This window comes from Pseudidiomarina sp., assembly GCF_048268165.1.
Classification (GTDB): Bacteria; Pseudomonadota; Gammaproteobacteria; order Enterobacterales; family Alteromonadaceae; genus Pseudidiomarina.
This window is the reverse complement of sequence record NZ_JBLWWA010000001.1, coordinates 1,045,165-1,057,240: the sequence shown is the minus strand read 5'-3', so window position 1 is coordinate 1,057,240 and position 12,076 is coordinate 1,045,165. Positions and strand designations below refer to the sequence as shown.

13 protein-coding genes and 2 tRNA genes are annotated in these 12,076 nt (G+C 48.1%); 14 read left to right on the top strand and 1 reads right to left on the bottom strand.

Annotated elements, in window-relative coordinates:
* Positions 1–9: 9 nt before the first annotated feature.
* Entirely contained in the window at positions 10–741 is a 732-nt protein-coding gene (cmoA, locus tag ACN0UY_RS05115; protein WP_417665639.1) for a carboxy-S-adenosyl-L-methionine synthase CmoA, read from the bottom strand.
* 174 nt (positions 742–915) lie between these two features.
* Between cmoA and aspS the strand changes: the two genes are divergently transcribed.
* The 14 genes from aspS to nadA all read left to right on the top strand — a co-directional run bounded on the left by aspS (position 916) and on the right by nadA (position 12,032).
* Positions 916–2,682, top strand: coding sequence for an aspartate--tRNA ligase (gene aspS, locus ACN0UY_RS05110; protein ID WP_417665638.1), 1,767 nt, complete (start codon positions 916–918; stop codon positions 2,680–2,682).
* Positions 2,683–2,707: 25 nt separating this feature from the next.
* Positions 2,708–3,235 (top strand): crossover junction endodeoxyribonuclease RuvC, encoded by a 528-nt coding sequence (gene ruvC / locus ACN0UY_RS05105; RefSeq protein ID WP_128351207.1) that lies wholly within the window; start codon positions 2,708–2,710, stop codon positions 3,233–3,235.
* The gene (ruvA, locus tag ACN0UY_RS05100) at positions 3,232–3,852 is read left to right on the top strand and encodes a Holliday junction branch migration protein RuvA (protein ID WP_339880451.1); all 621 of its coding nucleotides are present in this window, start codon (positions 3,232–3,234) and stop codon (positions 3,850–3,852) included. The genes ruvC and ruvA overlap by 4 nt, the downstream gene beginning before the upstream one ends.
* A gap of 81 nt (positions 3,853–3,933) precedes the next feature.
* Positions 3,934–4,935 (top strand): Holliday junction branch migration DNA helicase RuvB, encoded by a 1,002-nt coding sequence (gene ruvB / locus ACN0UY_RS05095; RefSeq protein WP_417659730.1) that lies wholly within the window; start codon positions 3,934–3,936, stop codon positions 4,933–4,935.
* A 482-nt stretch (positions 4,936–5,417) separates the two neighbouring features.
* Positions 5,418–5,840 carry a tol-pal system-associated acyl-CoA thioesterase gene (gene ybgC / locus ACN0UY_RS05090; protein WP_417665637.1) on the top strand — a complete coding sequence of 141 codons (423 nt, stop codon included), beginning with the start codon at positions 5,418–5,420 and terminating at the stop codon, positions 5,838–5,840.
* Positions 5,830–6,525 (top strand): protein TolQ, encoded by a 696-nt coding sequence (tolQ, locus tag ACN0UY_RS05085; RefSeq protein ID WP_417665636.1) that lies wholly within the window; start codon positions 5,830–5,832, stop codon positions 6,523–6,525. Before ybgC ends, tolQ begins: the two co-directional genes overlap by 11 nt.
* Positions 6,522–6,956, top strand: coding sequence for a protein TolR (gene tolR, locus ACN0UY_RS05080; RefSeq protein WP_417665635.1), 435 nt, complete (start codon positions 6,522–6,524; stop codon positions 6,954–6,956). Before tolQ ends, tolR begins: the two co-directional genes overlap by 4 nt.
* Positions 6,956–7,885: a cell envelope integrity protein TolA gene (tolA, locus tag ACN0UY_RS05075; RefSeq protein WP_417665634.1), complete on the top strand. Its 930-nt coding sequence runs from the start codon at positions 6,956–6,958 to the stop codon at positions 7,883–7,885. The genes tolR and tolA overlap by 1 nt, the downstream gene beginning before the upstream one ends.
* A gap of 15 nt (positions 7,886–7,900) precedes the next feature.
* Entirely contained in the window at positions 7,901–9,253 is a 1,353-nt protein-coding gene (gene tolB, locus ACN0UY_RS05070; RefSeq protein ID WP_417665913.1) for a Tol-Pal system beta propeller repeat protein TolB, read from the top strand.
* 56 nt (positions 9,254–9,309) lie between these two features.
* Positions 9,310–9,849 carry a peptidoglycan-associated lipoprotein Pal gene (gene pal, locus ACN0UY_RS05065; protein WP_417665633.1) on the top strand — a complete coding sequence of 180 codons (540 nt, stop codon included), beginning with the start codon at positions 9,310–9,312 and terminating at the stop codon, positions 9,847–9,849.
* A 16-nt stretch (positions 9,850–9,865) separates the two neighbouring features.
* Positions 9,866–10,597, top strand: a complete 732-nt coding sequence (gene ybgF, locus ACN0UY_RS05060) for a tol-pal system protein YbgF (RefSeq protein ID WP_417665632.1) — start codon at positions 9,866–9,868, stop codon at positions 10,595–10,597.
* A 139-nt stretch (positions 10,598–10,736) separates the two neighbouring features.
* Positions 10,737–10,812: transfer RNA gene (locus ACN0UY_RS05055), tRNA-Lys, on the top strand.
* 31 nt (positions 10,813–10,843) lie between these two features.
* Positions 10,844–10,919, top strand: a tRNA-Lys gene (locus ACN0UY_RS05050).
* A 66-nt stretch (positions 10,920–10,985) separates the two neighbouring features.
* Positions 10,986–12,032, top strand: coding sequence for a quinolinate synthase NadA (gene nadA, locus ACN0UY_RS05045; RefSeq protein WP_417665631.1), 1,047 nt, complete (start codon positions 10,986–10,988; stop codon positions 12,030–12,032).
* The last annotated feature ends 44 nt before the right edge of the window (positions 12,033–12,076 follow it).

The window sequence follows — 12,076 nt, the reverse complement described above, 5'->3', positions numbered from 1 at the left end:
GTCGGCCAGTTATTTGACGGCGAGCATGGCGGCGAAATTGTAGCATTGGAACCACACTTGAGTGTGTTTAAAGCCAATGTCGCGCAGGCGTTCATGGTGTTGCTCGAGTGTATCAACACGCATCACGTTCTCGATGGCTGCGCGTTTCTGTGCAATTTCCAGTTCGCTATAGCCGTTGGCGCGTTTGAATTCATGGTGGATGTCTACGAGTAGATCATTCATTTGGGTGTCGCTGCTGCGGAACTTCTCGCTTAATAGCAACACGCCGCCGGGTTTTAAGCCGTCATAAATTTTCTTTAATAGGTTGTAGCGTTGCTCGGGCGGCACAAACTGCAGGGTGAAGTTCATTGTGATAACCGAAGCATCACGGATGTCTGACTGTTGAATGTCTTCGCAGCGGATACTTACGGGAATGTCGCTGCGGTAGCCTTGCAAGTGCAGCTTACAGCGTTCAACCATGGCTGCTGAATTATCAATGCCTATGACGGTAACGCCACTGAAGTGTTGGCTATTTTGACGCATTGCCAAGGTGGCAGCGCCCAACGAGCAGCCTAGGTCATAAAGGTTTGAGTCAGGTTGGACGAAGCGTTTGGTTAGCTGACCGATGCCTTGCAGAATGCTTTGGTAGCCGGGCACAGAGCGGTTGATCATGTCGGGGAATACTTCCACGACAGTTTGATCAAAGACAAAGTCGCTAACTTGTGGCAGTGGCTCGGCGAAGATTGAATCTTTTTTTATCATAGATAGGTTGAATCTTTGGCTGACGGTCAGGTGGGACATTTTAGCCTAAGGTGAGCTTAAACTAAATTTTTTCTCGTTGAGGCGCTTCATTCGGGCTTCAGCTACTGACAATCAGCGCCAGTCCGTTATAATGTGCTGCTTTGTAATTTCTTAATTTGTGTTAGGGACAATCCCATGCGTAGCCATTATTGTGGACAGCTTGATAGCAGCCTTGTAGACCAGTCAGTCACTCTTTGTGGTTGGGTGAATAAACGCCGTGATTTGGGCGGTTTGATTTTCATTGATATGCGCGACCGCACTGGTTTGGTGCAGGTGGTGTTTGACCCCGATCAGCAAGCGTTATTTGAAACAGCGAACAAATTGCGTCAAGAATTCTGCATTCGATTAACCGGTACTGTACGTGCGCGGCCTGAAAGTCAGGTGAATAAGAGCATGGCGACGGGTGCGGTTGAATTGATGGCGACCGAATTAGAGATTATTAGTCGTTCAGAGCCTCTGCCAATTGACTTCAATCAGCAAGTGAGTGAAGAGCAGCGGTTACGTTTCCGTTATTTGGACTTACGCCGTCCAAACATGAATCACAATATTCAGTTTCGCGCAAAAGTAACCAGCGCGGTGCGTCGCTTTCTTGATGACAGCGGCTTCTTGGATATTGAAACGCCAATGCTGACGCGCGCAACGCCGGAAGGTGCTCGCGACTACTTGGTGCCAAGTCGAACACACAAAGGTAAATTTTTTGCATTGCCGCAGTCACCGCAGTTGTTCAAGCAGTTGCTAATGATGTCGGGCTTTGACCGTTACTATCAAATTGTTAAATGTTTCCGCGATGAAGATTTGCGTGCAGACCGCCAGCCTGAGTTTACGCAGATTGATATTGAAACCTCGTTCATGAGTTCTGATCAAGTTATGGCTGTAACGGAGCAAATGGTTCGTGAGTTGTTTGCTGCGATGTTAGACGTTGATTTAGGTGACTTCCCGCGCATGACTTGGCACGAAGCGATGCGTCGTTTCGGCAGTGACAAGCCGGATTTGCGGAACCCACTTGAACTAGTTGATGTTGCGGACTTATTAAAAGACGTTGAGTTTAAGGTTTTTGCAGGGCCTGCAAATGATCCGAAAGGGCGCGTAGCGGCCTTGAAGGTGCCGGGTAAAGCGGAAGCTATTTCACGTAAAAACATTGATGAATACACTAACTTTGTCGGTATTTATGGCGCCAAGGGTTTGGCGTGGATGAAGGTTAACGACGTTGCGGCTGGCCGTGAAGGCATTCAGTCGCCGGTACTGAAATTTATTCCTGACGACGCCTTGAATGCTATTTTAGAACGCACGCACGTAGCCAACGGCGATATCATTTTCTTTGGTGCCGATAAGGCAACAACGGTGGCTGAAGCGATGGGCGCGCTGCGCTTGAAAGTGGGTCACGACTTTGACTTGGTCAGTGACGAATGGCGGCCATTGTGGGTGGTTGATTTCCCCATGTTTGAAGAGCATGAAGGCCGTTTGCATGCCATTCACCATCCATTTACTGCACCGGTTGGTGTTACGCCAGAACAGCTTAAAGCGAACCCAGAAGAGGCGCTTTCAAACGCTTATGACATGGTGTTAAACGGCGTTGAAGTGGGTGGCGGCTCGGTGCGTATTCACAATAACGAGATGCAGCAAGCTGCGTTTGAGATATTGGGCATTGGCAAAGAAGAAGCTCAGGAAAAATTCGGCTTCTTGCTCGAGGCACTTAAGTACGGCACACCGCCGCATGCAGGGCTAGCTTTTGGTTTAGACCGCTTGGTGATGCTGATGGTTGGTGCCAGCTCGATTCGTGAAGTGATTGCGTTCCCGAAAACGACCACTGCGGCGTGTGTGATGACTGATGCGCCCGGGGTAGCTAATCCTGAAGCATTGGCAGAACTTAATGTTGCTGTTACGGTTAAGGACAACGACTAATAACTAATTCAGCTAGGAGCGAATCATGACCATCATACTGGGAATTGACCCAGGTTCACGCCTAACCGGCTATGGTGTGATTCGCCAATCTGGCAATCAAATCACGTATTTAGGTAGCGGCTGCATCAATGTGATGCGTAGCTTAAAAGGTGAAGCTGAACCAACACTTGCCGATAAGCTCAAGGTCATCCATGATGGTATTGCTGAGCTTATCGCGCAATTCCAACCGAATGAATTTGCGATAGAACAAGTATTTATGGCGCGTAATCCTGACTCAGCGTTAAAGTTGGGGCAGGCGCGTGGCGCTGCCATTGTCGCCGCCGCAAGCGCTGGTTTACCTGTTGCTGAATATGCCGCGCGTTTGGTCAAACAGGCTGTGGTGGGCACCGGAGCAGCGGATAAGACGCAAGTGCAACACATGGTTATGGCCATGTTGAAGTTGCAGCATAAGCCGCAGGCCGATGCTGCGGATGCGTTAGCGGTGGCGTTGTGCCATGCGCATACGCGAACCCAACTTATTGCTCGAAAAACAACATCAAGGGGACGTGCGTGATCGGACTACTGACGGGCACTTTGATTGCCAAACAACCACCTGAAATTCTTATCGATGTGCAAGGTGTCGGCTACGAAGTACAGATGCCGATGACCTGCCTGTATGAGCTACCTGACATTGGCGAGCAGGTGAAAGTGATCACGCATTTTGTGGTACGTGAAGATGCACAGTTGTTGTACGGATTTAATACCTTTGCGGAACGTACCTTATTTCGCCAATTGATTAAGGCGCAAGGTGTTGGGCCGAAACTGGCGCTGACGATAATGTCTGGCATGACCGCGCATCAGTTTGTGCACGCGGTTACCCACGATGACGTGACAAGTTTAGTTAAATTGCCAGGGGTAGGTCGCAAAACGGCCGAGCGTTTGGTGGTTGAGATGCGCGATCGGTTGAAGAACTGGGGTACGGTGACACCGGCCACCGATGCTGCGCCAATCGACTTTGGCGATATGAATCCAACCGTGAGTGCGGGCTCGCCGCGTGATGATGCTTTGAGTGCGCTATTAGCCCTTGGCTATAAGCCTGCGCAAGCAGATAAAGCGGTGGCGGCAGCGGCCAAAGCGGAACCCGATGCTGCCAGCGAAGTACTTATTCGCTTCGCCTTGAAGAACATGTAATAAAGATGAAAGTCGTTATTGGTTATTCGTTATTGGTTATTCGAACAACGAATAACGGATAACGCTTTTAAAGGTGTCAAAATGATTGAACCAGACCGCATTAACCAACCGCAGGCTACAGTCGATGACGAAGTTATCGATCGCGCGATTCGGCCGAAGCATCTTGCCGACTACACCGGCCAGAAGCATGTGGTTGAGCAGATGGAAATCTTTATTCAAGCGGCTCGGCAGCGCGAAGAAGCGCTTGATCATCTATTGATTTTTGGCCCGCCAGGGCTAGGTAAAACTACGTTAGCAAACATTGTCGCGAATGAGTTGAACGTAAATATCCGGCAAACTTCAGGCCCTGTGCTGGAAAAGGCAGGTGATCTTGCGGCATTGTTAACCAATCTTGAAGAACATGATGTGTTGTTCATTGATGAAATTCATCGGTTAAGTCCGGTGGTTGAAGAGATTCTCTATCCAGCGATGGAAGACTATCAGTTGGATATCATGATTGGTGAAGGCCCAGCGGCGCGTTCGATTAAACTGGAATTGCCACCGTTCACGTTGATTGGTGCAACGACGCGAGCTGGTGCATTAACGTCACCGCTGCGCGATCGTTTCGGTATTGTGCAGCGCCTTGAGTTCTATAACGTTGAAGAACTGACAACGATTATTCGCCGCTCGGCGAAGTATTTGAATTTAAACCTAGAGCCTGCAGGTGCTTTGGAAATTGCGCGGCGGTCACGCGGTACACCGCGGATTGCCAATCGGTTATTACGCCGTGTACGTGATTTCGCTGAAGTAAAAAACAATGGCCACATCGATGAAGTTACGGCGTCGGCAGCGCTGCTGATGGTGGATGTTGACGAAGCGGGCTTTGATTACATGGATCGCAAGCTGCTGTTGGCAATTATCGAGAAGTTTATGGGCGGGCCGGTTGGTTTAGATAATCTGGCAGCCGCTATCGGTGAAGAAAAAGATACCATTGAAGATGTATTGGAGCCGTATTTGATTCAGCAAGGTTTCTTGCAGCGTACGCCGCGCGGTCGAATTGCAACACCGCATGCATATGCTCACTTCGGCTTGGGGAAGGACTAGAGCCGTTATTCGTTATTCGTTATTGGTTATTCGTGAGTTTTGCTCGCTGTTCAGTTCGGAGTCAGATTTGCTCACTTTTTTGTGTGCTAGTTTTGGTGTTTTGTTTTTTCGAATAACCAATAACTAATAACTAATAACTAATAACTAATAACTAACATCGCCTTTGAATTTATACAAAAAAAAGCCCGCTCAAGGAGCGGGCAAAATACAGAACAACAAGGAAGTTAAATCCAGGGAACAATAACAGGAAGAAGTGACAACCGGTCTCTTCGTATCTGGTATATGCAGCGCATTATACGGAGGACAGACCAGCTTTCAAACGAGAAAAATTGTATTTCACATTACTTTTACTAATGGGTTGGTGTTAAAGCTGGTTAAAAAGTGTTCTCACTAAAATTGGTCTGACCAAGTTTAGCCCCGAATATTAAGGGTTTTGTAAAAATTGGTCAGATCGTTAAGATGAAAAAATATCTGGTGTAAAATTGAACAAGTTAACATTTGAATGGCCGATACGGGTCTATTACGAAGACACAGATGCTGGCGGTATCGTTTATTATGCCAACTATCTCAAATTCCTTGAGCGAGCACGTACAGAATGGCTACGCTCCTTAGGGATTGAACAAAATACTTGGCTTGAACACCGTATTGGTTTTGTTGTGCGTCAAGTGCAAATGGATTTGGTTGCGCCAGCTCGGTTTAATGATGAACTGACGGTGACTGTTGTGGTCGAACGCCTCGGGAAGGCTTCGGTATTGTTTTCGCAGCAGGTAATGCATAGCGATGGACGAATTTTTTGTGAGGCGCAGATTAAAGCAGCCTGTGTGAATTTAGGGCAATCGGGTGAAGCTATAAGAGCAGTGCCTATGCCAATGGAGATTTTTGAGGTGTTGAAACGTGCAAACTGAATTATCGATAACCGCGCTTATTTTAGAGGCTAGCATTGTTGTTCAGCTGGTGATGTTATTACTGCTGGGCTTTTCAGTGGTGGGTTGGATGATGATTTTTCAACGCGCAAAAATTTTAAAAACTGCGTCACAAAGTGCTTTGCAGTTTGAAGACCGATTTTGGTCTGGCGTTGATTTAGCGCGCTTGTTCCAAGAGGTTTCAGCACGTGCCCAGAATGCTTCAGGCATGGAAAAGCTGTTTCACGCGGGCTTTAAGGAGTTTGCACGGTTGCGCAACAATCAAGGTCTGGATCAACAGCAAGTGCTGGACGCGTCCTACCGCGCCATGCGCGTGGTGCATTCGCGCGAACTGGACCGCTTAGAAAACAATTTGTCATTTCTGGCCACCATCGGCTCGATAAGCCCTTATGTGGGTTTGTTCGGTACGGTGTGGGGCATTATGAACGCATTTATTGGTTTGGGTGCTGTGCAACAAGCAACCTTAGCCATGGTGGCGCCAGGTATTGCAGAGGCTTTGATTGCGACCGCAATGGGCCTATTTGCTGCGATTCCTGCTGTTATCGCTTACAACCGTTTTACGTATCGGGTAGAAAAAGTTGATAACCAATACGTGAACTTTATGGATGAGCTAATGGCCATTTTGCAGCGCCAAGGTTCACAAGTTAAAGCGAGCAAGCCGGCATGATGACGGTGACGCGCAGACGCCGTAAACAGGTGTCGGAGATTAATGTGGTACCCTACATAGACGTTATGTTGGTGCTGCTCATCATTTTCATGGTTACCGCACCGCTGATCACGCAGGGGGTGAAGGTTGATTTACCGAAGGCCTCAGCGGAGCCGCTTGATCCTGAAAGTAAACCACCCATTGTGGTTTCAGTTGATAAAGACGGTAACTATTTCTTAAGTACCGCCAATGACCCGAATGACGCGATTGACGTGGTTGATTTGGCTGTGGCAGTACAAGCTGAGTTGCAAGTAAGCCCTGGACGACCGGTGGTGGTGAAGGGGGACGGTGCGGTACAATACAACCAAGTGGTTCAATTGATGGTATTGTTGCAACGTGCAGGCGTACCTCAAGTTGGTTTAATGACGGATAATTCGGTAGGTGAGCAGTAGTGGCAAAGAAAGGTTGGTCGTGGCCAAGTGAGTGGACAGTTCCGCTGGCACTTTCTGTGTTGGTGCATGTTGTCATCGTCGGATTGATGATATTTGGTATGAATTTTAAAATGCCATTTGATAAGACGCCGCTCCAGGTTGAATTATCGACGCCGGATGAACCGCAACCTGATAACCGAGAAATAGTGCAAGCCGTTACAGTGGATCAAGCAGCTGTTGAGCAGCGGGTTAATGAAATTCGCGAGCGTGAACGCCAGCAAGATTTGGCCGAAAAACGCCGCCAGGAAGAATTAGAACGGCGGGCTATTGAAGCGCGCAAAGCCCGTGAAGCTGAACAACAACGGTTACGTGAATTACAGCAGCAACAAGAAGCTGAACGGCGCAAGTTAGAACAAGAAAAAGCGGCGGCCCAAAAGCAACGCGAAGAAGCGGAGCAAGCCGCAGCTGCAGCAGCTGAACGCCGTAAACGTGAAGAAGCAGCAGCGGCTAAAGCCGAAGCAGAGCGCAAGCGCAAAGAAGAAGAGGCGCGTAAGGCTGAAGCTGAACGGAAAAAACGTGAGCAGGAAGCACGCGAGCGTGCTGAGCGCGAACGTCAGTTACAAGAAGAGCTAGAACGTGAAGCGCAGGAACGTGCGTCGGCGCGCCGGCAGCAAGTGCAGAGCGAAGTCGATCGCTACTCAGCGCTGATTCGAAATACCGTGAAACGCAACTGGATTGTTGATGACTCAATGCGCGGTAAAGAATGCCGATTAAACATCACCTTGGCACGGAGTGGTTTTGTAACTTCTGTCAGCGAAGGTGAAGGGGACCGTGCGGTTTGTGAGTCTGCACGCCGCGCAATTTTAAAAGTAGGTACGTTACCTATGTCGCAAGACCCCGATGTTTATGAACAAATGAAAGACATTACTTTTCCTTTTATAGCGGAATAAATAAAGAAGCTTATGATGAAGAAACTGCTAATTTGTGTTGTAGCCGCTGCGGGCATGCTGATTGCGAGCCAGCAAGCGCGAGCGTCGCTCGAGATTGTTATCACCGGCGGCATTGATTCCGCCCGGCCGATTGCTGTCGTACCATTCCAATGGAAAGGCACTGGCCCAAGACCCGACGGATTAACCGACGTGGTGGCGGCTGACTTAATGCGCAGCGGGAAATTTAACCCAATTCCAATTACAGCGATGCCGCAACAACCGACCAGCTCAGCGGAAATAGACTACACTGAATGGGCAAGTTTAGGCGTAGAAGCCGTTTTGGTGGGCACTATCGAACCGCACTCAATGGACCGGTATACGGTGTCTTTTGAAATTGTTGATATCTTGCGCGGGCAAATTACCAGTGGCACTCAGGTACTGCGCAATGGCCAGTTAGTGACATCTGAAGATCATATTCTGGATGCGCGCTCTAGCGTTATATCAGGTGACCAGTTTCGCCAGTACTCGCACCGTATTTCAGATATTTTTTACGAAACCTTAACCGGACAACGCGGTGCGTTTATGACACGTATAGCGTATGTTACTGTTAATCATAACTTAGATAAGCCGTATGAATTGGTTGTTGCGGACTATGACGGCTACAATGAACGTGTACTGTTGCGTAGCCCCGAGCCGCTGATGTCACCGTCATGGTCGCCAGATGGCAATAAGTTGGCTTATGTCAGTTTTGAGAATAAAAAACCAGAGATTTTCATTCAAGACATCTATACTCGTAGTAGAGAACGGATAACGAATTTCCCTGGCATTAACAGTAGCCCAGTGTTTTCGCCTGATGGCAAAAGCATGGCAATGGTTCTTTCGAAAGATGGCAACCCTGAGTTGTACGTGATGGATTTGGCAAGTAAGCGACTACGTCGTATTACCAATCATCACGCCATTGATACGGAACCAAGTTGGTCGCCAGATAGTAACTCGCTGATTTTTACGTCAGAAAGGGGTGGAAGACCGCAACTTTATAGCGTAAATTTAAGTGCAGGCCAAGTTCGCCGATTAACCTTTGAAGGGGAGCAGAACTTGGGGGGAACGTATTCGCCAGATGGCAAGCAAGTGATTATGGTAAACCGCACGCAGGGGAACTATCACATTGCGCGCCAAGATTATCCAAACGGTGCCATGCAAGTGTTAACGCAAACCGCTTTGGATGAGTCGCCAAGTCTGGCTCCAAATGGCAGTATGGTGATTTATAGCACCACCCATAATAATCAGCAGGTGTTAGCGCTGGTTTCGGTAGATGGGCGGTTCAAAGCACGTCTACCGGCGCGCGAAGGTGAAGTGAAGTCACCGTCGTGGTCACCATTTTTACGTTAGAAAATGTGTTTAACATTGAAAGATTAATCACTTACATGAAAGAAAGGAACGCGGATATGAACGCAAATAAAGCCTTAAAAAGTCTGTTCATTGCAGTACCTATGCTGACTCTAGCAGCATGTAGCTCTAACCAAGGTGCTGAAGAAGCTGTTGATCAGCAAACGAATCAACAACAGGAACAACAACAAGACCAATCAGGTGTTGATGTTGGCGCAGTAGAGCGTCAGAAAACCCCTGAAGAAATTCGTGCTGAAAAAGTTGCTGAATTACGTCAAGAAAACATGATTTTCTTTGCATTTGACGATTCACGTATCTCTTCTGAGTACGCACAAGTACTTGCTGCACACGCGGATTTCTTAGTTGAGAATCCAAATGTAACTGTGACTGTTGAAGGTCACTGTGACGAGCGTGGCACGCCAGAGTACAACATTGCATTGGGTGAGCGTCGTGCGAAAGCTGTTGCTCAGTACTTGCAAAACTTGGGCGTAAGTTCAAGCCAAGTTACAACCGTTTCTTACGGTGAAGAAAAGCCGTTAATTAACGCTTCAAACAACGACGCCTACGCGAAAAACCGCCGCGGTGTTCTCGTTTACTAAGTAACTGGTTGAGCCAATGCAAAAAGTAATCTTAGTATTGGCCTTTCTGATTCCCGGTGTCCTGCATGCGCAGGCACCGGTTTCTAAGTTAGGCAGTGGTTCTCTCGAAGAACGTTTAAATCAACTTGAACGTGTCATGGATGCCCGTAATTCGGCACAAATGGCGCTTCTTGATCAAATGTCGCAAATGCAAGATGAGGTTGCTGATCTTCGTGGTAAAACCGAAGAGCACGCTTATCAAATCGAGCAAATTCTTCAGCGTCAGCGCGAAATCTACCAAGAAATTGACCGCCGTTTAGCTGCGCAGCCACAACCGCAGTCGCCAAAGGTTGAATCGACACCCGTTTCGACGACTAGCGCCTATTCATCCGATGTTTCTGAAAATGACGCTTACGAGCAAGCGATTCAGTTGGTTCTGCGTGACAAACGCTACGATGCCGCTGTGCCTGCCTTTGAGTCATTTATCAAGAATTATCCGGACTCAACCTATGTGCCAAATGCACATTATTGGTTAGGACAATTGCTATTTGCTGAGAGCAAATATGACCAAGCGAAGGTTCACTTCTCGACCGTCGTTACCGATTTTCCTGATAGTAACAAGCGCGGTGATTGTATTCTGAAGCTCGGCATAATCGCTCAGCAACAAAATCAAACTGAACAGGCGCGTAAGTTATATAATCAGGTCATCACCGAATATGCGGATTCGACAGAAGCCGGTTTGGCTCGCAAACGTTTGTCGAATTTGTAAATATCCTGTAGAAAAATCGGCGAAACGTTCGCAAATTGAGCAAACGCACCCGATTCCTTCAATTTACAGTTGCAACGAGCGGCTTTTTAAGTAAACTATGCCGCCGTTGCCACTGATAAGTGCGCGGCAAGATAGTGATGGGTTGTTAGCTCAGTTGGTAGAGCAGTTGACTTTTAATCAATTGGTCGCAGGTTCGAATCCTGCACAACCCACCAATCACTCTCACCTTCTTCAAAATTATAGCGTGGGTTGTTAGCTCAGTTGGTAGAGCAGTTGACTTTTAATCAATTGGTCGCAGGTTCGAATCCTGCACAACCCACCACTATTTTCCCCCTGCAAGATTTTGATTTATACTACCGCAACTTTTTCTATGCACTGAAGTGGTACCATGAGCATTACGGCAGAAATTCAAGCACGGGTGATTGATAGTTTGGACTATCCGTTCCCGCCAAAACCAAAAGTTTTAACTGACGCGCAAAAGGCAGAATACATCGCCCGCATTAAGCAATTATTGCAGGAAAAAAATGCGGTGTTGGTTGCTCATTATTATACTGATCCTGAAATTCAGGCGTTAGCTGAGGAAACCGGCGGTTGTGTTGCTGACTCACTCGAAATGGCGCGTTTTGGCGCGCAGCATAAAGCAGAAACATTAATTGTTGCTGGCGTTAAGTTTATGGGCGAAACCGCCAAAATATTAACTCCCAACAAGCGCGTATTAATGCCCACTTTAGAGGCGACCTGCTCACTTGATCTGGGTTGCCCAATTGAAGAGTTTTCCAAGTTTTGTGACGAGCACCCTGATCGCACGGTGGTGGTGTACGCCAACACCTCGGCAGCTGTGAAAGCGCGTGCCGATTGGGTGGTTACGTCAAGCATTGCGTTGGAAGTGGTTGATCACCTAGATGCCAACGGTGAGAAGATTTTGTGGGGCCCGGACAAACACTTAGGTGCGTACATTCAGAAGCAAACCGGTGCCGACATGATTATGTGGCAGGGCGCCTGTATTGTGCATGATGAATTTAAGATGAAGGCGCTTGAAGACCTCAAACGCGTTTATCCGGAAGCTGCTATTTTGGTGCATCCAGAGTCGCCACAGGCGGTGGTTGAATTGGCGGATGCGGTGGGGTCTACGTCGCAACTGATTAAAGCTAGCCAAGAATTGCCGAATGAAACCTTTATAGTGGCAACGGACCGCGGCATTTTTTACAAAATGCAGCAACTGTCACCGAACAAGCACTTCATTGAAGCACCAACAGCTGGTAACGGCGCAACCTGTCGCAGTTGTGCGCATTGCCCTTGGATGGCAATGAACGGTCTTGTAGCTATCGCTGAGGCACTTGAGAGCGGTGGTGCAGGCCATGAGGTTCATGTGGATGCTGCGCTTGCTGAGCGCGCGTTGAAGCCCCTGAACCGAATGCTGCAATTCAAAGGCTAAAACGCGTTATTCGTTATTCGATTAACCAATAACGAATAACGATT

Bases quoted from the DNA above. Each gene is read 5' to 3' on its own strand.
- aspS (WP_417665638.1), top strand. From the start codon at position 916: ATGCGTAGCCATTATTGTGGACAGCTTGATAGCAGCCTTGTAGACCAG.
- ybgF (WP_417665632.1), top strand. From the start codon at position 9,866: ATGCAAAAAGTAATCTTAGTATTGGCCTTTCTGATTCCCGGTGTCCTG.
- pal (WP_417665633.1), top strand. From the start codon at position 9,310: ATGAACGCAAATAAAGCCTTAAAAAGTCTGTTCATTGCAGTACCTATG.
- ruvB (WP_417659730.1), top strand. From the start codon at position 3,934: ATGATTGAACCAGACCGCATTAACCAACCGCAGGCTACAGTCGATGAC.
- nadA (WP_417665631.1), top strand. From the start codon at position 10,986: ATGAGCATTACGGCAGAAATTCAAGCACGGGTGATTGATAGTTTGGAC.
- tolB (WP_417665913.1), top strand. From the start codon at position 7,901: ATGAAGAAACTGCTAATTTGTGTTGTAGCCGCTGCGGGCATGCTGATT.
- ruvC (WP_128351207.1), top strand. From the start codon at position 2,708: ATGACCATCATACTGGGAATTGACCCAGGTTCACGCCTAACCGGCTAT.
- tolR (WP_417665635.1), top strand. From the start codon at position 6,522: ATGATGACGGTGACGCGCAGACGCCGTAAACAGGTGTCGGAGATTAAT.
- cmoA (WP_417665639.1), bottom strand. From the start codon at position 741: ATGATAAAAAAAGATTCAATCTTCGCCGAGCCACTGCCACAAGTTAGC.